Annotated in this window: 22 protein-coding genes and 1 pseudogene; 9 read left to right on the top strand and 14 right to left on the bottom strand. The window is 69.5% G+C overall.

Going from position 1 to position 19,084, the window contains the following annotated elements:
- Positions 1 to 21: 21 nt before the first annotated feature.
- Positions 22 to 165: a hypothetical protein gene (locus tag P1L40_RS05180; RefSeq protein WP_284010260.1), complete on the bottom strand. Its 144-nt coding sequence runs from the start codon at positions 163 to 165 to the stop codon at positions 22 to 24.
- Between the two features lie 92 nt (positions 166 to 257).
- On the opposite strand from P1L40_RS05180, the gene P1L40_RS05175 reads away from it, so the two are divergent.
- A complete protein-coding gene (locus P1L40_RS05175; protein ID WP_284010259.1) occupies positions 258 to 1,463 on the top strand; it encodes an outer membrane protein assembly factor BamB family protein in 1,206 nt (401 codons plus the stop codon).
- A gap of 13 nt (positions 1,464 to 1,476) precedes the next feature.
- On the opposite strand, the gene P1L40_RS05170 is transcribed toward P1L40_RS05175, so the two are convergent.
- The 4 genes from P1L40_RS05170 to P1L40_RS05155 all read right to left on the bottom strand — a co-directional run bounded on the left by P1L40_RS05170 (position 1,477) and on the right by P1L40_RS05155 (position 5,999).
- A complete protein-coding gene (locus P1L40_RS05170) occupies positions 1,477 to 2,664 on the bottom strand; it encodes an outer membrane protein assembly factor BamB family protein (protein ID WP_284010258.1) in 1,188 nt (395 codons plus the stop codon).
- A gap of 71 nt (positions 2,665 to 2,735) precedes the next feature.
- A complete protein-coding gene (locus P1L40_RS05165; RefSeq protein ID WP_284010257.1) occupies positions 2,736 to 3,542 on the bottom strand; it encodes a TrmB family transcriptional regulator in 807 nt (268 codons plus the stop codon).
- A 61-nt stretch (positions 3,543 to 3,603) separates the two neighbouring features.
- On the bottom strand, positions 3,604 to 5,223 hold the full coding sequence (locus P1L40_RS05160; protein WP_284010256.1) for a DUF255 domain-containing protein: 1,620 nt from the start codon (positions 5,221 to 5,223) through the stop codon (positions 3,604 to 3,606).
- 50 nt (positions 5,224 to 5,273) lie between these two features.
- Complete coding sequence (locus tag P1L40_RS05155; RefSeq protein ID WP_284010255.1) at positions 5,274 to 5,999, bottom strand: nucleoside phosphorylase; 726 nt, start codon at positions 5,997 to 5,999, stop codon at positions 5,274 to 5,276.
- 79 nt (positions 6,000 to 6,078) lie between these two features.
- On the opposite strand from P1L40_RS05155, the gene P1L40_RS05150 reads away from it, so the two are divergent.
- A complete protein-coding gene (locus P1L40_RS05150; RefSeq protein ID WP_284010254.1) occupies positions 6,079 to 6,303 on the top strand; it encodes a hypothetical protein in 225 nt (74 codons plus the stop codon).
- On the opposite strand, the gene P1L40_RS05145 is transcribed toward P1L40_RS05150, so the two are convergent.
- From P1L40_RS05145 to P1L40_RS05135, 3 genes are all read right to left on the bottom strand, one after another.
- The gene (locus P1L40_RS05145) at positions 6,289 to 6,768 is read right to left on the bottom strand and encodes a hypothetical protein (protein WP_284010253.1); all 480 of its coding nucleotides are present in this window, start codon (positions 6,766 to 6,768) and stop codon (positions 6,289 to 6,291) included. The two genes, P1L40_RS05150 and P1L40_RS05145, sit on opposite strands and share 15 nt — an antisense overlap.
- A gap of 48 nt (positions 6,769 to 6,816) precedes the next feature.
- Complete coding sequence (locus tag P1L40_RS05140; protein WP_284010252.1) at positions 6,817 to 7,857, bottom strand: NAD(P)-dependent alcohol dehydrogenase; 1,041 nt, start codon at positions 7,855 to 7,857, stop codon at positions 6,817 to 6,819.
- 72 nt (positions 7,858 to 7,929) lie between these two features.
- Positions 7,930 to 8,766 carry a DUF63 family protein gene (locus P1L40_RS05135; RefSeq protein WP_284010251.1) on the bottom strand — a complete coding sequence of 279 codons (837 nt, stop codon included), beginning with the start codon at positions 8,764 to 8,766 and terminating at the stop codon, positions 7,930 to 7,932.
- Between the two features lie 85 nt (positions 8,767 to 8,851).
- On the opposite strand from P1L40_RS05135, the gene deoC reads away from it, so the two are divergent.
- The 4 genes from deoC to P1L40_RS05115 all read left to right on the top strand — a co-directional run bounded on the left by deoC (position 8,852) and on the right by P1L40_RS05115 (position 11,735).
- Positions 8,852 to 9,505, top strand: coding sequence for a deoxyribose-phosphate aldolase (gene deoC / locus P1L40_RS05130; RefSeq protein ID WP_284010250.1), 654 nt, complete (start codon positions 8,852 to 8,854; stop codon positions 9,503 to 9,505).
- A 58-nt stretch (positions 9,506 to 9,563) separates the two neighbouring features.
- Positions 9,564 to 10,847: a tRNA (N(6)-L-threonylcarbamoyladenosine(37)-C(2))-methylthiotransferase gene (locus tag P1L40_RS05125; RefSeq protein ID WP_284010249.1), complete on the top strand. Its 1,284-nt coding sequence runs from the start codon at positions 9,564 to 9,566 to the stop codon at positions 10,845 to 10,847.
- 54 nt (positions 10,848 to 10,901) lie between these two features.
- Positions 10,902 to 11,111: a hypothetical protein gene (locus tag P1L40_RS05120; protein WP_284010248.1), complete on the top strand. Its 210-nt coding sequence runs from the start codon at positions 10,902 to 10,904 to the stop codon at positions 11,109 to 11,111.
- Positions 11,112 to 11,177: 66 nt separating this feature from the next.
- Positions 11,178 to 11,735, top strand: coding sequence for a YbhB/YbcL family Raf kinase inhibitor-like protein (locus P1L40_RS05115; protein ID WP_284010247.1), 558 nt, complete (start codon positions 11,178 to 11,180; stop codon positions 11,733 to 11,735).
- Between the two features lie 28 nt (positions 11,736 to 11,763).
- Here P1L40_RS05115 and P1L40_RS05110 read toward each other — a convergent pair whose 3' ends face one another.
- From P1L40_RS05110 to P1L40_RS05100, 3 genes are all read right to left on the bottom strand, one after another.
- The gene (locus P1L40_RS05110) at positions 11,764 to 12,678 is read right to left on the bottom strand and encodes a cation diffusion facilitator family transporter (protein WP_284010246.1); all 915 of its coding nucleotides are present in this window, start codon (positions 12,676 to 12,678) and stop codon (positions 11,764 to 11,766) included.
- A 46-nt stretch (positions 12,679 to 12,724) separates the two neighbouring features.
- On the bottom strand, positions 12,725 to 13,612 hold the full coding sequence (locus tag P1L40_RS05105; protein WP_284010245.1) for a Rieske 2Fe-2S domain-containing protein: 888 nt from the start codon (positions 13,610 to 13,612) through the stop codon (positions 12,725 to 12,727).
- A gap of 80 nt (positions 13,613 to 13,692) precedes the next feature.
- Entirely contained in the window at positions 13,693 to 14,232 is a 540-nt protein-coding gene (locus P1L40_RS05100; RefSeq protein WP_284010244.1) for an HIT family protein, read from the bottom strand.
- A 242-nt stretch (positions 14,233 to 14,474) separates the two neighbouring features.
- On the opposite strand from P1L40_RS05100, the gene P1L40_RS05095 reads away from it, so the two are divergent.
- Complete coding sequence (locus P1L40_RS05095; protein ID WP_284010243.1) at positions 14,475 to 14,672, top strand: DUF7835 family putative zinc beta-ribbon protein; 198 nt, start codon at positions 14,475 to 14,477, stop codon at positions 14,670 to 14,672.
- Here the strand turns inward: P1L40_RS05095 and map are convergent, their stop codons facing one another.
- The 3 genes and pseudogenes from map to P1L40_RS05080 form a co-directional block, all read right to left on the bottom strand.
- The gene (gene map, locus P1L40_RS05090; protein ID WP_284010242.1) at positions 14,673 to 15,569 is read right to left on the bottom strand and encodes a type II methionyl aminopeptidase; all 897 of its coding nucleotides are present in this window, start codon (positions 15,567 to 15,569) and stop codon (positions 14,673 to 14,675) included.
- A 44-nt stretch (positions 15,570 to 15,613) separates the two neighbouring features.
- A complete protein-coding gene (locus tag P1L40_RS05085; protein WP_284010241.1) occupies positions 15,614 to 15,925 on the bottom strand; it encodes a hypothetical protein in 312 nt (103 codons plus the stop codon).
- A gap of 33 nt (positions 15,926 to 15,958) precedes the next feature.
- Positions 15,959 to 16,809, bottom strand: a pseudogene (locus P1L40_RS05080) (isoaspartyl peptidase/L-asparaginase).
- A gap of 126 nt (positions 16,810 to 16,935) precedes the next feature.
- On the opposite strand from P1L40_RS05080, the gene P1L40_RS05075 reads away from it, so the two are divergent.
- Both P1L40_RS05075 and P1L40_RS05070 read left to right on the top strand, forming a co-directional pair.
- The gene (locus tag P1L40_RS05075) at positions 16,936 to 18,663 is read left to right on the top strand and encodes a sensor histidine kinase (protein ID WP_284010240.1); all 1,728 of its coding nucleotides are present in this window, start codon (positions 16,936 to 16,938) and stop codon (positions 18,661 to 18,663) included.
- 39 nt (positions 18,664 to 18,702) lie between these two features.
- Complete coding sequence (locus tag P1L40_RS05070) at positions 18,703 to 19,080, top strand: DUF7312 domain-containing protein (protein ID WP_284010239.1); 378 nt, start codon at positions 18,703 to 18,705, stop codon at positions 19,078 to 19,080.
- Positions 19,081 to 19,084 lie beyond the last annotated feature (4 nt).

The raw sequence follows: 19,084 nt of genomic DNA, 5'->3' as shown, positions 1-19,084 counted from the left end.
GCAGTCGGCCGGGACAGTCGTTCACTCGGTGCTCAGAGCGTCCAGTGTGCCACCACAGGCCGGACACGTCGGTTCTCCGTCCGGCGTCTCCGGGACGACGCTGAGCCGGCAGTTCCGGCACCACACACGCCGGTCCGGCGCGCCGTTCGGTGTGTCGTGTGTCACGGCGTCCCGTTGGGACTCGATCCAGTTGAGTCGTCCGGCGTGGCAGTACCGTTATGACCCACTGCGCGTAACCGTTGAACCGACGAGGAGTCGTGTCCGGACCGAACCGCCGCCGCCTGCTGACGACGCTCGGAACCGCCCTGACTTCCGGGTGTCTCCGAGCCACGACTGAGACCGGCCAGTCGCCGTCTGACGGGGACGTGACACCCGACGACCGACCGACGGCCGACGCCGGTGGGGCGACACAGCGCACGTCCACGTCGCCCGCCGACGGGGGGCTCGATCCTTCCTCGCTCTCGGTCGTGTGGGAGACGGAGCCGGAACTGGAGTTCTCCCAGGCCGGCCTGGTGGCGGCCGAGACGGTCCTCACGCAGCGACCCGGCAGGCAGACCTACGTCGCGCGGTCGCTCGGGGACGGGAGCGAGCAGTGGCGAACGACTCTCGACGCCGGTGTCACGCTCCCGCCGCGGGTCGTCGGATCGACGGTGCTCGTGGGGACGACGGCGGGGACGCTCCACGCGCTCGCGCTCTCGGACGGGAGCGAGCGGTGGCGCTACGAGACAGACGGGGACCTGTTGGTACTCCCGGTCGCCGGCCCGGACGCCGGAACGGTACTGCTTCCCGTCCGGTTCGACAGCGATCGGTCCGGGGTGGTCGACGCGGTATCGCTGGCGAGTGGCGAGCGACAGTGGCGTGTCGACGGGATCGATCGGCCAAACTCGATCTCGCCGGTCGTCGACGGCCGGTTCTATCTCGGCTTCAGCGACAGTTTCCGGGGCTACACGGCGATCGACGGCCGACCGCTCCCGCCCGGACAGCAACCGTCCTCCGTTCCGGGAGTCAGTACCGGGTGGTTCCCACACGGGCGGCTCCTGTTCGTCCACGAGGGGACGGTGTACCTCCCGGAACCACGGACGGCCGACCCGATCGTCGCCTACGACCCGGTGGCCAACGAGGTCCGCTGGCGGTACGAACCGTTCGGCGACCTTCGCTCCGTTACTGCCTGGGGTGAGACCCTGGCGTTCACCGCGAGTGACAACGCCGTCTACGGACTCGACCGCACCACTGGGGACCGTCGCTGGCGCGTCCAGCGCGACGACCGGCTCTCGCCCGTCTCGGCAGCGCGCGGCGTCGTCTGGACGGCGCGGGGCCGGACGCTGCTCGGGATCGACGCCGTGACCGGGACGGTCCACGTCGAACGGGACCTGCCGCTGTCGGCCGACCTCGTCTTCGCCCTCGACCGGCAGGTCGTCGTGTTGGGCGCGGATGGCGTGCGAGCGTACCGCGTCGAGACCTGACGGCGCGGGCGGATCACGTATCGGGGTGTCGGTACGCGTAGACGCTCGCGTCCTCGGCACCGACGTAGACGCCAGCGCTGTCGGCGGCGGCGCCGGTCGACACCTCGTCGATCATCTCGACCGCGCCGCGGCGCTGCCCGTCCGCGCCCAGTTCGTACAGCCGTCCGTCCGACGGAACGAGGAAAGCGCCGTCGTGGACGGCCGGGGCGGCAAACGAGTCCGTCTCGTGACCGCTGAACGCCCACTCCGTCCGACCGGTCGCCGGATCGATCGCGCGAAACCGATCGCCCCCGGTGTAGATCCTCTCTCCGATCGCGGTGACGAAGTACGCGTCCAGATCGTCGCGTTGCCACGCGTGGTCGCCGGTCTCGGTGTCGAACGCGTGGAGGGTCCCGTCGTGCCCGCCGCTGACAGCGTACCCGTCGGCCGAAGCGACGTTCAACTCGCCGACGTTCGCGTTGACGGCGGTCTGCCAGCGCTTCTCGCCTGTCTCGGCGTCGATTCCGTACGCCGCGCTGTGTGTGCTAGGGCGCTGTCCGCCCTTCCCCGCGACGACACAGACGAGGCCGTCCTCGTAGGCCGGTTGCGCGACGACGAAGGTCCGCTCGTCGGTGTCGCGCTCGGTGAAGAGCCACTGTACGTCTCCCGAGGACAGCGACCGGGCGACGACGCGGACCCCGATCCGCGACCGGGCGCCCAGGAAGACGGTGTCGTCGACGGCGAGGGGCCGATAGCTGGTGGCCGTCGAGGCCTTCTCCCACCGTATCGCCCCCGTCGTCACGTCGATCGCGTAGACACGAAAGTCGCCCAGCACGACAGCGGTGTCCCCGGCGACGGTGAACAGCGGTTCGGTCTCGAACTCGACGACCCACTCCCGGGAACCGTCCGCAGCGTCGAACGCGTACAGGTGCCGGTCGGTGCTGCCGACGAGGACCAGGCCGTTCGCGGCGACCGGCCGCTGTCGGACCGGTGCGCGCGTCCGGCGGACCCACCGGGCCGGCCCCGGAACGTCCGCGGAGACTGTGGCCGTGGCCGGCGGCGACGTGGTTTGTGCGTCCGTCTGCCGTGTCGGTGTCGAGACAGCCGTGCTCGGCCCGTCGTCGGGTTCCTGCAGGGTCAGACAGCCACCGGTCGATCCCAGGCCGACGACGCCTGCTGCCGCTCGGAGGAACGTCCGACGGTCCGTCCGCGTGCCGTCCATACACGGCTCGTCGGCGACGGGACACAAATTATGTCGGGGTGCGACGCCCGCCGCCGGACCGGTCGACTCGCTCAGGGCGGCCGAATCGGCGTCGCCGACTCCCAGTGGTCGACGAACGCCTCGCTGATGTCCTCGGTGAAGTCGGGGTCTTTGAGATCGATGACGCCGAAGGTCTCCTCCAGTCCGAGGGGGTGGGGAACCTCGATGCACACCTCGATATCGTCGATGAGTTCGAACGTCGTCGTGATGTTCGAACTGGCGCGGGCGGTGTAGTTGTCGTACGGCGCAAGCCGGTCGTAGTACTCCTGGTTGGCCGACTCGGGGAGGTTCTCGAAGAGGTCCGGCCGGACCAGTAGCGACACGTCGACGCCACGCTCCAGGGCCGCCTCTAGCTCGTCGACGATCCGTTCGGTCCCGGCCCGGATGTCGACCTGCCGGGCCGGCGAGGAGCCGACCATGACGATCCGGTGGTCGGCGGCAGCCAGTCGCTCCAACAGGAGGTCGAGCGAGTCCTCGGGCCCGACCGCGGCCGTCCAGAACGGCTCCTCGACCGGGTCGGCGCTCTCTAACTGCTCTGCGAGGTCGTCGACGATGCTCTCGTACTGCTGGGACTTCTCTTCGAGTTCCCGTTTCTTGTCCTCCAGCAGCCGATCGAGCGCCGTCTCCGGTTCGACGGCGACGTACTTCTTCGGCCGACTCGCCGTCTGGCTCCGGACGAGGTTGTAGGTCACCAGACTGTTGAGTACGTCGTAGATCCGCCCCATCGGCACGTCACTGGCACGGGACAACTCCTTGGCCGTGGTCGGGCCAGTCTCCAGCAGCGATCTGTAGGCCCGTGCCTCGTATTCAGAGAGACCGAGGTCGCGTAGGCTCGCCATATCCGCATATGAACTGGCCGTCCCAAAAAACTAGCTGTGTGTTTACCGTTTCTCCGCGCCGCTACTCCCCGCCGGTCAGTGCCGTCTCCAGTGCGGCCGGCGTCTCGGCCTCGGCCGTGACGGTCCCGGCTTCCCGGCGTCGCGCGACGCCGTCGCCCTCGGGGTCCGGGACGACCGTCGTCTCGTGGTCGGCCAGTCGCAGCGCCGCGCGGTGGAGGTCGGTTCCCGCCTCGGTCCCGACGACGACTGCCTGGGGGTCGCGGAGCCGGGCCGCCACGGCGGCGTAGCCGGCCACCTCGACGCCCATCCGTTCCGCGGCCCCGGCGAACGCCTCGACCGCCTCGGTCGCGGCCTGTCGGTACCGGTCGTCGCCGGTCAGCGCGGCGAGGTCGACCAGGGCGTCGGCCAGTTCGACCGTCGTGTCGAGGGGGTGCAACGAGCGCCCGCAGAGGCCGGCGCCGCTGTCGGGGCCGTCCCGGAACGCGCCGTTGTCCTCCTGGCGGTGCTCGATAGTCCAGTCGGCGACCGCCTGGGCCGGCCCGGCCTCGCCGGTCACCTGCCAACTGGTCGTCAGCCCCTGGAGCAGGCCGGCCTGGTCCCCGAGGAGGCCGCGCTCGCTGTCGGCCCCGTCGTAGTGGGCGACCGCGCCGTCCTCGACCAACTGCTCGCAGACGCTGTCCCTGGCCCGCTCGGCGTACCGCCGGGCGCGCTCGTCGTCGGTGTAGGCCGCGAGCCACAGCAGGCCGTCGACCGCCAGGCCGTTCCGGTCGGCGAACACCGTCCCGTCGACGTACGGCGGGTCGGCCTCCTCGCGCTCGCTGGGTTCGAGCCGGTAGTAGTCGTCGACGCCGGCCTGGCTGCCGGCGAAGGCGTCGGCGTCGTCGGCCCACAGCGTCGTCGTGAGATACTCGGCGGTCCGCTGGGCGGCGTCGCGGTAGGTCTCGGTCCCGGTGTACCGGTAGCCGTGGGCGAACGCCCGGACCAGCGCGGCGTTCTCGTCGAGCAGTTTCTCCCGACGGGGGCTCGCCCAGCTCCGGTCGGTCGCGTACCGGAAGAAGCCGCCGTCGTAGGTGTCGAACAGGTGGGTGTGGATCGCTTCGAGCGTCCGGGTCGCCTGGTCGCGGGCCCGGACCAGCGCGAACTCGACGGTCCGGGCGAGCGGGAACTTCACGTCGGTGCCCCAGCCGCCGAACTCGTCGTCGTAGGCGCCCAGCAACTGTTCGACCATGTGCTCCTCGATCCGGGGGCGCAACTCGCCCGCCGGCGGGGCCTCGTCCTGAAGCTGTCTGGGGATCGAGCCCGCCTCGACCCCTCGGGAGTCCCAGGCCTCGCGGACGCTATCGAGGATGCCCCGGAAGCCGTCCGGGCCGAGATACGTCGCGCCGGTGATGACCTCGCCGTCGGGGGTGAGAACCACGGTCGACGGGAACCCGCCCATGGTGTACCGCTCCCGGACGCGGGGGTTACGGTCGGCGTCGACCCGGACGGGGACGAACCCGTCGTTGATGTTGGCCGCGATACGGGGCTCGCCGTAGGTCCCGTGGTCCATGGCCCGACACTCCTCGCTCCAGGGCACGGTCAGGGCAAGCAGGACCGGCCGGCCGCTGTCGGCGGCCGCCTCGAAGGCCTCGGCGCCCCACTCGCGCCACTCGACTTTCGTCTCCGCCGCGAACTCGTCCATACCGGTCGTCGGCCCCGGGCGTACATAGGCCCTTCACTCCCCGACGGCGACTACAGCGACGCTGCGGCTGTCAGGCCGAGTTCGATCGCCCGCTCGACGTTGTTCCGTGCCTTCTCGGGCAGTTCGTCGGCGTCGGTCTCGCCTTTCTGTGTCCCCTCGACGAGGTTGCCGTCGACGGTACAGATCGCGCCGGCGGCCAGCCCCTTCCGGCGGGCCAGGGTGAACACCGCCGACGCCTCCATCTCGACGGCCAGCAGGCCGGCGTCCTCCCAGTCGCTGACGTACGCGTCCGTCTCGGCGTAGAAGGCGTCGTCGGTGGCGATCGGGCCGACGTGGACGGCCTCGTCGTTGGCCTCGGCGGCGTCGACCAGCGCCGAGAGCACGTCGTAGTCCGGGACCGCCGGGACGGTCACGGCCTCGTAGCGCTCGCTGGTCCCCTCGTCTTTCGCGGCCCCGGTCGCGACCACCATGTCACCGATCTCGATGTCCGACTGGAGCGCACCGGTGGTGCCGACGCGGATGAACGTCTCGACGCCGACGGCGGCCAGTTCCTCGACGGCGATGGCCGCCGACGGGGAGCCGATCCCGGTCGAACAGATCGTCAGCTCCCGGCCCTCGTAGGTCGCGTTGACGACCTTGTACTCGCGGTTCTGTGCCACCGTCTCCGCGTCCTCGCAGTGGCTCGCGATGCGGTCGACCCGGCCCGGGTCGCCCGGGATGAGCGCGATGTCGGTCAGATCGCCCGGTTCGACGAGCAGGTGGGGCTGTTTTGCCATATCCGCGGTTGCACTGGCGGGGCGAAAAACGGCGGGGGTTCGCCACAACAGTGAGGTGCGCGGAGCGCCTGGGTGGGCTATGAGCGACGACCTCTCGCCACTGGATCGGCGGATGTTCTGGCCCGGCGTGTTCGCCCTCGGCGTCGGACTCGGCCTCGCGGGCCTGGCGGTCATCACCGCACGACAGGGCGGAACCGGCCCGACCTGGGCCGCCGGACTCCCCGCCGGCCTGCTCGCGGCAGTGGCGCTGTACGCCGTGATGTACCGCAACCTCTCGCGTCGAGTCGCCTCAGAAGGAGAGTAGGCGGACCATCACCGGGACCAACAGCGCGAGTGTCACACCGTAGATGAACGCCGACAGCGCCCACTGGCGGACGATCGGCGTCGCCTCCTCGCGGAGACTCCCGCCGGCGCGTGGCATCGCGATCCGTTCGAAGAAGTAGTAGATGAACAGCGTGAGCACCGCGACACCGACGAGGTGGGGGATCACCGGGACGCCGTTGAGCGACAGCGGGCTCGGCAGTACCGACAGCGCGAGGGCGACGCCGCCGTACAGCAGGGTCGCCACCGTCCCGGTCACCTGGTGGACCGCGACAGCGAGGGGCTGGCTCACCTCGGTGGGATCACACCGGCGGAGCCCGGCAGCGGCGACGGAGGCCGGCTGATACCCCTGTGGCTGGACGTACATGGGGATGTTCATCAGCGCCGCTGCCATGGCACCGGAGGCGAGACAGACGAGCACCCACTGCCCGAGCGGGAGGGCGAGCATACCGTCCGGTGTGACGGGCAGCACAAAGGGCGTTGCGGACCGATCCGGTCAGGGAGTGATGACCGCCCGGCCGTCGATCTCCCGCGCTTCCAGCGCCACCGCCACGTCGTTGACCTCGCTCAGGTCGTACCGGGTCGTGTGGAGGTCGACCTCGCCGCGCTCGACCAGCGCGACCAGTTCCTGGAGTTCGGTGTACCGCCCGACGATGTTGCCCCGATAGCTGAACTCGCCGTTGACCAGGGCCTGGGCCGGCTCGTGGATGTGGCCGCCGTAGCCGATGATGTGGTGGTCGCCGCCGGCGGCACACAGGTCCGGCGCCAGCGCGGTCGTCTCGTCGGCGCCGACGAAATCGAGCACCTGGGCCGCGCCGACCCCGTCGCTGATGTCGGCGACCTCGCTCGCGATGTCCTCGTTCTCGGGATCGAGCGTGTAGCGAGCGCCGAGATCGGCCGCGAGGTCGCGGGCGGACTCCTTGAGATCGACGGCGACGATGTCGGCCGCGCTCATCGCGTCCAGACACTGGAGGCCGATGTGCCCCAGCCCGCCGACTCCGATGACGACGGCGGTGTCACCGGGGTTGAGCCCGTCGACGGCCTTCTTGACGGCGTGGTAGGCCGTGATCCCGGCGTCGGCGTGGGGCGCGATGTCGACCGGGTCGACGCCGTCGGGCAGCGGGATCACCGCCCGCTCGCTCGTGAGCAACTCGTTAGCGAAGCCCCCGTCGGTCGTCAGCCCGTTGAACGACTGGTTCTCGCAGTACATCGTCTCGCCCTGCCGACAGGGCCGGCAGGTGCCACAGGTCTGGACCGGGTGACAGATCACCTGATCGCCCTCGGAGACGAGTTCGACCTCCTCGGCCGTCTCGACGACGGTCCCGGCGTTCTCGTGGCCCAGCGTCATCGGGAGCGGCTGCTCGACGTACTGCTCCCACATCCCCTCGATGATGTGGTTGTCGGTCTGACACCACCCTGCGCCCTCGACGGAGACGACCACCTCTGTTGGCGTCGATACCTGCGGTTCGTCGACTTCGTCGAGCGACAGACCCGCGGACATGTCGTGTGTGTACTCGTGGAGTCGTGCGGCGCGCATCGTTCGTAGTCGGGTCGGTTAGATAATAAAAATTCGTGAGGGACCGGCGAGCGGACGACCCCGAACGGACGGTCAGGGCGCCAGAAACAGGAACAGGACGAAGTTGTTCGTCGCCGGCCCGAGTCCGACGGCGGCGATCAGCGACAGCAAGAGTCCGCCTTCGACGGGTTCCTCGTCGAGGTACTGGTGCATCAGGAGGACGACGCCGACGGCGACGACCAGCTTGACGACCACGAACAGCCACCCGCTCCCGATCAGCGACGCGGCTTCGAGACTGCCGGCGAACTCCATGATCGCCCGCGGGACCGGCGAGCGCTCGCCGATCCCGAGGATGTCGGTCCCGATGGCCGTCGAGATACCGTCGAACGTGTGCGCGAACACGACGACGGGCGCGGCGTAGCGAGCGCGGACCATCACCGGGGTCCGCCACAGCGCGACGACGAGGACGACGACCGCGGCGACGACGACGCTCGCGACGACGGCAACGGTCGGCCACAGGAGCGACAGCAGTCCTGATTCGAGCGCCATCGCGACGCCGATCACCAGGAGGACGGTGAACACACCGGTTCCGATGAGTCCGAGGTTACGGGTGACGGTCTCGTCGTGACCGCTACGAACCCCGAACAGCGACGCGGCGATCCAGGCGGTCCCCAGGACGATGTAGGTCGTGAGATACACCGACGGCGTCCCGAACAGCGGCCGGTAGACCGCGTCGTAGGCCTCGATGGGCGGTTGATTGAACGCGTGGAGCGCGCCGCCGACGGCCATCCACGGGGCCAGCGCGGCGACCGTGCGCTGGTCGATCGGTGGCTCGACGGCGTACAACAGCGCCGTCACCAACAGGACCCCGGAGACGAGCGCGATCAGGTAGGGCAACGGTGGCAACCCGAACCCCGACGGCAGTACCATACCCCAGCGGGGGACCCGGGGGCGGGAAAAGGTTCCGGCCCGGGGCGCCGAGACGTTTACGTGCCGGCCAGTCGTTGCCGGGCGTATGGACGACGTTCCCGACCGGATCGAACACACCGTGCTGGGGCCGACGACGACCCCCGAGGACGTGCGGACCTGTCTCGACGAGGCCATCCAGTACGGTACACGAGCCTGCATCCCGCCGTGTTACCTCCCGCTGGCGACCGACTACGCCAACGTCACGCTGTCGACGGTGATCGACTTCCCGCACGGCCAGGGGAGCCCGGACGCGGCCTGTAGCGAGGCCAGACAGGCCTGGGACGACGGGGCCGACGAACTGGACCTCGTCTGTAACGTCGGACGCCTGCAAGCCGGCGAGGACGAGGCCGTCCGCGAGAAGATCGCCGAGGTCGTCGCCGCCGTCCCGATCCCGGTGAAGGTCATCGTCGAGGCGCCGCTGCTGACCGAGGCCGAACTGCACCGCGTCGGCGACCTGGCCGTCGAGGCCGACGCCGCCTTCCTCAAGACCGCGACGGGGTTCTCGGAGGGCGGCGCGACGGTCCCGGACGTGGAACTCTTGAGCAACTACCTCCCGGTCAAAGCCAGCGGCGGCGTCGGTTCGTGGGCGGACGCGAAGGCGCTGTTCGAGGCCGGCGCCGAGCGGATCGGCGCCTCCAGCGGGGACGTGATCGTCGGCGAGTGGCGCGAGACACAGGAGCAGGCCGGTCGGGAGTGGTGACCTCGCGGTCCAACCGTCGCGCTTTTGCCCGCCCGGGAGAAGTATGTCGTGACCGCAGATGGCCCGCTATCACATCGAGACGTACGGGTGTACCTCCAACAGAGGTGAGACCCAGCAGATCGAGCAGACGCTCCGCGAGGGCGGCCACCACCCCGCCGACGGCCCCGAAGCGGCGGACGTGGCGATCCTCAACACCTGCACGGTGCTCGAAAAGACCGAGCGCAACATGCTCGAACGGGCCAAAGAACTCGACGCGGAGACGCCGGCCGATCTCGTCGTGACCGGCTGTATGGCGCTGGCCCAGGGCGACGAGTTCCGCGAGGCCGGCGTCGACGCCGAGATCCTCCACTGGGACGACGTGCCCCAGCACGTCCTCAACGGCGAGTGTCCGACGGTGACGCCCGACACCGAGACGGTCCTCAACGGCGTCGTCGGCATCCTCCCGATCGCCCGCGGGTGCATGTCGGACTGCTCGTACTGTATCACCAAGCAGGCGACGGGCCGCATCGACTCCCCCTCCGTCGAGGAGAACGTCCGGAAGGCCCGGGCGCTGGTCCACGCCGGCGCGAAGGAACTCCGGATCACGGGCCAGGACACCGGCGTCTACGGCTGGGACACCAACCAGGGGACGAGCCTGCTGCCCGAACTGCTAGAGCGCATCTGCACCGAGATCGACGGCGAGTTCCGGGTCCGCGTGGGAATGGCGAACCCGAAGGGGCTCCACGGGGTCCGGGAGGAACTCGCTCGGGTGTTCGCCGAGCACGACGAACTGTACAACTTCATCCACGCGCCGGTCCAGTCGGGCAGCGACGACGTGCTCGCGGACATGCGCCGCCAGCACGCCGTCTCCGAGTACGTCGAGGTCGTTGAGGCCTTCGACGACGCGCTGGACTACTGGACGCTGTCGACGGACTTCATCGTCGGGTTCCCCACCGAGGAACCCGAGGACCACGAGCAGTCTTTGGCGTTGCTCCGGGAGACTCGCCCCGAGAAGATCAACGTCACGCGGTTCTCGAAGCGGCCCGGCACCGACGCCGCCGACATGAAGGGACTGGGGGGCCAGACGAAGAAGGACCGCTCGAAGGCCATGACCGAACTGAAGATGGAGGTGACCGGCGGGGCCTACGAGGAGATGATCGGCCGGGAGTCCTCCGTGTTGCTCGTCGAGGACGGTACCGAGGAGTCGCTGGTGGGCTACGACGAGGCGTACCGGCAGGTCGTCATCGCCGACGCCCAGGAGCGCGGGCTGGAACTGGGCGACGTGGTCGATGTCGAGGTGACGAGCCACAACACGGTGTACGCCTTCGGCGAACCGATCGAAACACGGCTCGCCGCCGACTGACGGATTGTCTCGGCTTGGCGTACAACTATACTTACCGAGCCCGTAGCCGTACGTATGCCGGACGAAACGCCTACCTACGAGTGTGGCCGGTGTCGGGAGCCGTTCCCGGGGACAGCGAACCACACCGAACTCGTCCGTCGGGACTTCGTCGACAGGCCTCGTCCGTCACAGATCGACCGACTCTGTCCGGAGTGCTGGGCGGCGTACGTCGGGGAGTTTCTCGGTCGGGACTTCGACGCCGTCGTCGCCGAGTACGAACAGTGATCGGGGACGGCCCGCGAGGACGACCGGCACCGAAGGGGGGAAGTACGCGACGCCGTCAGTTGTGGTATGCGACGCCGCTCGCTCCTGGCGGCAGTGGGGACAGCGCTCGGGACCGCCGGCTGTGTCGGCTCGTCGAGCCCCGGCCGGCCGCTGCGGGTCTCGCTGCCCGGGAGTGACGGGCGGCTCCCGACCCGGTACACCTGTGACGGCGCGGGGGAGTCACCGCCGATCACCGTCGAGTCGGTCCCCGAGCCAGTGTCGGCGCTGGCCGTGACCGCCGAGTCCAACCGGGACGCGATCATCGAGCCCGTTCACTGGACGCTCTGGAACGTCCCCGCAGACCGAACCGAGATCCCCGCCGGCCTCCCGCGGACGGCGACGGTCGACGACCTGGGGGGCGCGCGACAAGGACGGTCGGGCGGGCCGCCCGGCTACGATCCGCCCTGTCCGGCCACCGGTGGGACCGAGGAGTATCGCTTCCAGGTGTACGGCCTCGACGCCCCGCTCGAACTGGCGGGCGGGACCGCGAACGACGACGCGCTGGACGCGATCAGCGCCGCGACCGTCGCCAGCCAGCGGTTCGTCCGGACGTACGAGCGGCCCGCCGACGACGAGTCCGGCTGAGCCTGTTGGACGCGCCGGCCAACCACGCTCACTCCAGGTCGGCGAGTCGCTCGACCTCGTCGTCGGCTTTCCACTCGCCCAGTTCCTTCGGGTCGACGTGGACGAACACGTCGTCGACTTCGGGGAGGGCCTGGACCGACTTGATGACGGCCGTCTCGATGTCGTGGGCCTCCCGCAGGGTGAGATCACCCTCGACCTCGATGTGGAGGCTCACGTCGATCTCGGGGCCGACGTAGTGAGCGATCACGTCGTGTGCGCCCCGGACCTCCGGGTGTGAGAGCGCCCGCTTGAGGATCTCTTTGCGCAGGTCCTCCGGCGGTGCGGCGCCGACGAGGTACGCGACGTTGTCCTGGACCACCTCGACGCCGGTGTAGAGGATGCCGACGGCGACGACCAGCGCAGCCAGCGGGTCCGCAAGCGGGAACCCAAGCAGGGCGCCGGCGACGCCGACCAGCGCCGCCCCTGCGGTGAGGATGTCGTTGCGGTTGTCCGTCGCCGTCGCGACCAGCGCCGGCGAGTTACGGTCCCGGCCGACGGCCAGACAGTAGCGGTAGAGGCCGTACTTGGCGACCCCCGAGAGGACCAGCACCGAGACCGCCGCCGGGCCGCGCGTGACGGCGACATCGCCCGAGAGCAGGACGGTTCCGGCCTGCCAGAAGACGACGCCGCCGGCCACGAAGATGCCCGCGGCGACGAACAGCGAGACGAACGGCTCGATCCGCTCGTGGCCGTGTGGATGTTCGAAGTCGGGCGGCTGGGTCGTCAGATAGAGGCCGGCGACGATGACCAGCGAGTAGGCGGTGTCGGCGGCGCTGTTGACGGCTTCGGACTGGACGGCGAAGCTGCCGGTCACGGCCCAGACACCGCCTTTCAGCAGTGCCAGCACGAGGTTCACACCGAGGACCAGGAGGCCGACCCGTCGGAGCGTCGCACGGCGTGACATCGGCCGTCTGTAGACGGCCCCCCGTCAAAGCCGCTTCGCCACTCGATCAGCCCAGCGGGCGGGGGCGGGCGACGAAGGTCTTCTCGATCGGGCGGAAGGGATCGTAGACCGACTGGTGACAGTTACAGTACACCTGGTTCTCGGCGCCGAAGTCGGCGCTGCCGGGGATCGTCTTGTAGCCGGGGTTACAGCAGAGGTGGGTACACTTGTTGACCCAGGCCATGAACTCCTCGGCGGTCGCGGCTTCCAGGAAGGTCCGCACTCGCTGTGACAGTTCGGCGTACTCGCCCTCGCCGGCGATCATCTTCGGGAGTTCGGGGGTACGAAACACCAGCACCTGGATCGGCGTGGTCACGTCGCCCTGCGAGCGCCAGGTCGCCAGCGCGGGCTTGCCCAGGCCGTCCCGCCCGATTCCGTTGCCCCACTCCTCGTAGTCCCGGAACTGCTCGACCCGGAGTTTCGCCCCGTCGTCGAGACCGGACTGCCAGTCGTAGCGACCGGCCGATCGGAGGTAGGGGTCCCGGTCGGGGTTCGGGTGTAACCCCTCGGTGACCTCCAGGCCGCAGTACTGGAACCACCGCTGGGAGTAGGTCAGGCCGCCCAGTTCCTCCTCGGCGACGCGGTAGGTCCGCTCGCCTTTCGTCTTCTCGACGACCGCCGGCCAGACGCCTTTCAGCGCCCCGTCGTCGATCTCGATCGGCAACAGCGGCATCGGCCGACCGGCGGGACCGTCGATGTTGTTGATCCCGACGTAGGTGGCGCCGCCGCCACCGACGCCGCTCTGATCGGTCGTCGCGTCGACCGCCAGTCCGCCGGCAGTCGCGGCGCCCGCCAGTGCGCTGGCACCGACCATGCCCTTGACGAAGCGTCGTCGCCCGGACTGGGGCGGGTATTTGTCAGACTGTCCGTCGGTTGGAGGGGGTGTATCAGCCATCGGAGACCACACCCGTGGCTGCCGGTGCCACGGTAAAGACGGGTGGGCGTGGTTTCCAGAATCCGGAAATCGGCTCGGGCTCAGGCGAACCGAACGGCGCTGTCCGGCCCCGACACGTCGGCCCCGTCCTGTTCGGCGAACGCGTCGTGTAGCCGCTCGTAGGTGTCGTCGACCGCCTCGACGATCACCTTCGTGTCGCTGACGACCGGCATGAAGTTCGTGTCGCCGTCCCACCGGGGGACGACGTGGGTGTGGAGGTGGTCGTCGATCGACCCCCCGGCGGCGGACCCGCCGAGGTTCAGTCCCGCGTTGAACGCGTCCGGCCCCATCGCGGTCTCCAGCGCGTCGAAGGCCCGCTGTTTCAGCCGGGCGTGGTCCAGCAGGGCCGCCTCGGTAAGCTCGCCGTACTCCCCGGTGTGGTCGTGGGGGATGACCATCACGTGCCCGGGGTTGTACGGGTAGTTGTTCAACAGCACGAACGACCGATCGCTCCGGGCGACCACCCGGTTCTCGCGGTCGGCGTCGTCGTCCCGGAACGCACAGAACACGCAGTCGACGCCCGGGTCCGACTCCTCGCGTTCGACCCACTCGATCCGCCACGGCGCAAACACCTGATCCATGCGCCGACACTCCGTCCAGCGGCCCCTAAACCGCTTCGCACACCTCGAAAACAGGGATATAAAACTATCGGCCGTTCATCCGTGAAATGGGGTGAAAACGGCAGGAGAACGGTCGATAAAGTCTCTCGGGGCAACGAGCGACGCCGTTCCGATTTTCCCGCTGCCGTCCCGCGATAAACGATCTGAACGGTGTGGAACCGAACTGGGTTTTTATGCGGTCTATCGCCCTCGTTTCGGGTACGATGGCAACGACACCCCACGATCCGGACATGGCCGAGCCCTGTTCCACGTGTGACCGCGAGACGCCCCACGCGGTCAGGGTCGAGATCCTGACCGAGAGCTCCCAGCCCGAGAACGCAGCCTTCTCACGGGAACCCTACCGGGTCAGCGAGTGCCAGGTCTGTGGCACCACGACGAAGATCCGGATGAACAACGCCTGATTACCGCGAGCGAGTCGTCACTTCACAGCCGTCCTCGGTGATGATGACGGTGTGTTCTTTCTGGCTGACGTAGTAGCCGTCCTGTTCCTTGAGGACGGGATAGCCGTGGACGATCCCCTGTTGCTGGAGGCGGCGAAGCGCCATCTCGGCCCGCGAGGAGTCGAGCCAGCGGGCGGCGAAGGGCAGCGTCCGGAACTCCTCGGCGATCTGGTCGAGCACCTGCCGCGCCTGGCGGTTCCGGACGTTGCCTTCCCGTTCGAGCGCGAAGATCTCCTCCTCGGCGCCCTCCTGGACCTTGCCGCCGCCGTCGGTCGCGAACGGTTCGATGGCGACCACGTCACCGGTCTCCAGGACGGCGCCCTGCTGGACCTCGCGGTTGGGGATGTTCGGGGCCGTGTGCTGTTCCCAGTGGCCCAGTCCGTGACCGGTGAGGTTGACAACGGGGTTGAAGCCGTACCCCTCGATGACATCCTCGACGGCGGCACCGATCTGTCCGACATCGACGCCCGGGCCGGCGACCTCGAGGGCGGCGTCTAGCGCCTCCTCGGAGGCCGCGGCCAGGTCGTCGTGTCCCGAGAGGTCGACGGTGACGGCCGTGTCGGCCAGCCAGCCGTCGACGTGGACGCCGATGTCGAGGTTGATCATCTCCTCGCCGAAGGTGGCGTCGTCGTCACGCGAGGGGGTCGCGTGGGCGGCCTCCTCGTCGATCGAGATGTTGACCGGGAACGCCGGTTCGCCGCCCAGCTCCCGGATGCGGTCTTCGGCCCACTCCGCGAGTTCGAGGTGGCTGGCGCCGACCTCGACCCGCTGGGCGGCCTCGTCGCGTACCTGTGCGAGAATCTCACCGGCCTCGCGGCACTGCTCGTACTGCTCGGCCTGGAGGTCCACGTCGCTCATGCCCCGTCGTTGTGCGCTGTGGGTGAAAGCGTTTGCCGTTGGACTCAGCCGGTCGGCCGGAACCGCGAGAGGGCGCCGTATCCCGACAGGACGGCGACGAGCGCGACGACACCGACCACGAGCGCGAACACCTCCCGGGGCGACGTAACGACGAGGGGACCACCGGTCACGGCGGCGTAGCTGGTCACGAGCCAGTCACTGCTCAGGAGGGCGCCACCACAGCCGACAGCGGTCGCGCCGCCGACCCCGACGGCGACACGGCCCCAGGGGCGATCTCTGGTGGCCGCGTCGTGGCCGGCGACCGCGGCCGCGAGGAGGGCACAGACGGACGCGAGGGCGAGATAGACGGGAGTCACGGACCGAGATTCGCCCCTCTCGGGGATAAACGTTCACTCCGGACCGGCGCGTGCCGTCTGCATCGCCTGGCTGTTGAACTCCGCGCCGGCGTGACCGGCTCGGTCCATGACGATCACGCCGGCGCGGCCGTCCGTCTCGGCGGCGAACTCGTCGATCGCCTCGCTGGCGGCCTGCCGGGGGCCGTAGGTGTCGAGCGACTCGACGGCTCGCCGGGCGAGGCCGAACCGCGCGATCGCCTCGCCCTCGCCGGTCGCGCTCGCGCCGCCGCGCTCGTCCGCGTAGAACCCCGCGCCCAGGTGCGGAACGTCGCCGACGCGGCCGGCCAGCGCGAACCACCGGCCGGCTGTCGAGGTCGCCGTCGCCAGGCGGTCGCCGTCGGTGGCCACCGCGCCGACGGTGTCGTGGCCGCCAAATCGGTCCCGGACCCACTGGAGGTGGGCCTCGTCCAGCGGTCCCGGCGGGTCGGCGTCGGTCCAGCGACGCCGGGTCTCGTCGGTCAGGAGCGATTCGTCGGTGTCGACGCCACACACCCCTGCGAGGTCGACCGCTTGCTGGCCGGCGACGAGGAGGTGTGGCGTCTCCGTGGCGACGGCGTGTGCGACATCGACGGCGTGGGCGACGCCCGGCATCGAGCAGGCCGCGCCGGCGGTCCCGTCGGCGGTCATCAGGCCGGCGTCCGTCCGGACCACGCCGTCGCTCTGGACGGCCCCACCCACGCCGGCGTTGAACGCCGGCTCGCGTTCCAGCGGGCGAACCGCCGCGCGGACGGCCTCGATCGGTGTCGCCGCGTCGCGGCCCTCGTGGCTGCCTCGTCGAGGGTCTCGCGGCGCTCGGTCGGCTGGTCGGGTGCGCTCCCGGCGCCGCCGTGGACGATCACGTGCATACCGGTTCTCACACTGCCAGCCCGAAAGGCGCTTGCACCGCGGCGCTAGTCCGGCAGCGGAGGCGGGACCGGGCGTGCCGGGCGAACCGACGGTATATTGATAATCGTCGACACGAGACACAGCCTGTGGCGGTTCCACCCGTCGTGGTCGCGCACGTCGTCCCGCCAGTGCTCACCGTTTTCCTCTCGCTGGCCGTCGGCGGCGTGCTCTGGCGGACACAGAACGAGGTCCGCGGCGTCAGGTTGTACCTCGCAGTGGTGTTCGTCGCGGGGATCCTCTGGCAGCTCCAGCTCGTCGCGCTGGTCCTCACGACGGAGTGGCGACTGGCCCGCGCGCTCGTGATCAGCGAGAAGTTCACGGGGTTTCTCGCGAGCTTCCTCTGGGTCGCCTTCGTCGCGGCCTACACCGACAGCGACCTCCACCGACAGCGATGGGTCCAGGTGGTCTCGGCCCTCGTCGTCGGGGGCTACGCCGTGCTCGCGGTGACAAACGGCACACACCACCTCTTGTTGACCGATGTCGTGCGCGTCCAGACGCCGTTCTTCCACGGCAGCGCGGTCCGCGGGCCGGTGTACTACCTGTTCCTGACCATCACCTACGCGTTCGTCCTGATCGGCGTGCTCGTGCTCTCGCAGTTCATCGGGCGGACCCGGCGGGGGAACCGGATCCGGACGGCGCTGCTGTACACCGGTGCCATCGGTGTCGGGACGGCGAACATCGCGTCGATCCTGGAACTCGGCCCGGTCGAAACCTTTCAGTACGGCGGCTACGGTGCGTTGCCGTTCATCCTCGCGACGACGGTCGGCGTGTTCGGGATGGGGCTGTTCGACATCGCACCCGTCGCTCGCACGCGGTTGGTCGAGACGCTCTCGGACGCCGTCGTCGTCCTCGACGACGAGGCGCGTGTGGTCGATTACAACCGGGAGGCACGCTCGCTGTGGCCTGGCCTGGCCGACAGCGAGGGCGGGGAGTTCACCACAGTGTGTCCGGAGCTGGCGAGCCAGGTCACGCTCCCCGTCCCGGCGGACCAGACGACCCGGATCACGCTGACGGTCGACGGGGAAACCCGGTACTACTCGCTTCGGACGACGCCGATCGAGGAGCGCGACACCGCACACCGGATCGGTCACTCACTGCTCCTGCGGGACGTGACGCCGCTCGAACGGTCACGCCGCCGCCTCGAAGCGAAAAACGACCGCCTCGACCAGGTCGCCGCGACGGTCAGTCACGACCTGCGGAACCCGCTCCAGGTCGCCGACGGATACACGAACGTCCTGGCGGAGGAACTCGACGACCCCGAACTGACCGGCTACGTGGCGTCGATCTCGGAGTCCCACGAGCGGATGGACGAGATCATCGAGGACGTGCTCACGCTGGCCAGACAGGGCGACGACATGACCGAGCAGGAACCGCTCGACTTCGGGGCCGTCGTCGAGGCGGCCTGGAAGAACGTGGAGACGGGCACGGCGACGCTGTCGGTCCAGGGCAGCGGGACCGTCCACGCCGACCGGACGCGACTGCTCACCCTGCTCGAAAACCTGATTCGGAACAGCGTCGAACACGGCCCCGCTGCCGACGACGAACCACCGGACGGGGACGTGTCGCCGGTCACGGTCACCGCAGAACTGTTCCCGGGTGGGTTCGCGGTCGCCGACGACGGCCCGGGCGTCCCGGCCGACCACGCCACGGATGTCTTCGAGTACGGCTACACGACCAGCGACGACGGCACCGGCCTCGGCCTGGCGATCGTCCGGACCGTCGCCCACTCACACGGCTGGACCGTCGAACTCGACGAGGACCACGACGGCGCCCGGTTCGTCTTCGGCGGCGTCGAGACGACCGAGCGCACGTAGTCACAAGCCCTTTTGTAGGCTCGCCGACTACCGACTGACATGGACGATGGTGACGCGCCCGGACCGCGACGGCGCGACGACACCGACGGCGGCGACCGGTTCGTCGAGGAGTACGACAACGCCACCGAGGCCGACGTTATCAGGGTCGACGACACCGAGGACGCGGAGAACCCCTACGATGACGGGAGCGAGGCCGGGACGTTCTCCCCCGACGTGGAAGTGACACCCGGGCGCCCCAGCGTGGAGAGTGTCGTCTTCGTCGCGCTGGGCGTGTACATCGGGCTGTTGGCGATCGGCGGGATGTTCGCCGGACCGGCACTGGCCTCGCCGACCGTCCTCGGCGGGATGACCGCCGCCGTCGCCGTCGGCGCAGCAGTGCTGTACGGACTGTTCGTCCGGACCAACCCGGACACTTAATCCT

The sequence above is a fragment of the Haloarcula pelagica genome, from assembly GCF_030127105.1.
In the GTDB taxonomy this organism is placed as follows: domain Archaea; phylum Halobacteriota; class Halobacteria; order Halobacteriales; family Haloarculaceae; genus Haloarcula; species Haloarcula pelagica.
Note: the sequence above shows the minus strand (reverse complement) of the source record. Positions and strands in the feature narration are given on the sequence as shown.

What these genes read in the sequence shown, in the direction of transcription:
- P1L40_RS05160 (WP_284010256.1), bottom strand. Translation starts at nt 5,223, where the DNA reads ATGGACGAGTTCGCGGCGGAGACGAAAGTCGAGTGGCGCGAGTGGGGC.
- P1L40_RS05170 (WP_284010258.1), bottom strand. Translation starts at nt 2,664, where the DNA reads ATGGACGGCACGCGGACGGACCGTCGGACGTTCCTCCGAGCGGCAGCA.
- deoC (WP_284010250.1), top strand. Translation starts at nt 8,852, where the DNA reads ATGGACGACGTTCCCGACCGGATCGAACACACCGTGCTGGGGCCGACG.
- P1L40_RS05135 (WP_284010251.1), bottom strand. Translation starts at nt 8,766, where the DNA reads ATGGTACTGCCGTCGGGGTTCGGGTTGCCACCGTTGCCCTACCTGATC.
- map (WP_284010242.1), bottom strand. Translation starts at nt 15,569, where the DNA reads ATGAGCGACGTGGACCTCCAGGCCGAGCAGTACGAGCAGTGCCGCGAG.
- P1L40_RS05120 (WP_284010248.1), top strand. Translation starts at nt 10,902, where the DNA reads ATGCCGGACGAAACGCCTACCTACGAGTGTGGCCGGTGTCGGGAGCCG.
- P1L40_RS05150 (WP_284010254.1), top strand. Translation starts at nt 6,079, where the DNA reads ATGAGCGACGACCTCTCGCCACTGGATCGGCGGATGTTCTGGCCCGGC.
- P1L40_RS05105 (WP_284010245.1), bottom strand. Translation starts at nt 13,612, where the DNA reads ATGGCTGATACACCCCCTCCAACCGACGGACAGTCTGACAAATACCCG.
- P1L40_RS05110 (WP_284010246.1), bottom strand. Translation starts at nt 12,678, where the DNA reads ATGTCACGCCGTGCGACGCTCCGACGGGTCGGCCTCCTGGTCCTCGGT.
- P1L40_RS05095 (WP_284010243.1), top strand. Translation starts at nt 14,475, where the DNA reads ATGGCAACGACACCCCACGATCCGGACATGGCCGAGCCCTGTTCCACG.
- P1L40_RS05070 (WP_284010239.1), top strand. Translation starts at nt 18,703, where the DNA reads ATGGACGATGGTGACGCGCCCGGACCGCGACGGCGCGACGACACCGAC.
- P1L40_RS05100 (WP_284010244.1), bottom strand. Translation starts at nt 14,232, where the DNA reads ATGGATCAGGTGTTTGCGCCGTGGCGGATCGAGTGGGTCGAACGCGAG.
- P1L40_RS05145 (WP_284010253.1), bottom strand. Translation starts at nt 6,768, where the DNA reads ATGCTCGCCCTCCCGCTCGGGCAGTGGGTGCTCGTCTGTCTCGCCTCC.
- P1L40_RS05140 (WP_284010252.1), bottom strand. Translation starts at nt 7,857, where the DNA reads ATGCGCGCCGCACGACTCCACGAGTACACACACGACATGTCCGCGGGT.
- P1L40_RS05125 (WP_284010249.1), top strand. Translation starts at nt 9,564, where the DNA reads ATGGCCCGCTATCACATCGAGACGTACGGGTGTACCTCCAACAGAGGT.
- P1L40_RS05155 (WP_284010255.1), bottom strand. Translation starts at nt 5,999, where the DNA reads ATGGCAAAACAGCCCCACCTGCTCGTCGAACCGGGCGATCTGACCGAC.
- P1L40_RS05165 (WP_284010257.1), bottom strand. Translation starts at nt 3,542, where the DNA reads ATGGCGAGCCTACGCGACCTCGGTCTCTCTGAATACGAGGCACGGGCC.
- P1L40_RS05115 (WP_284010247.1), top strand. Translation starts at nt 11,178, where the DNA reads ATGCGACGCCGCTCGCTCCTGGCGGCAGTGGGGACAGCGCTCGGGACC.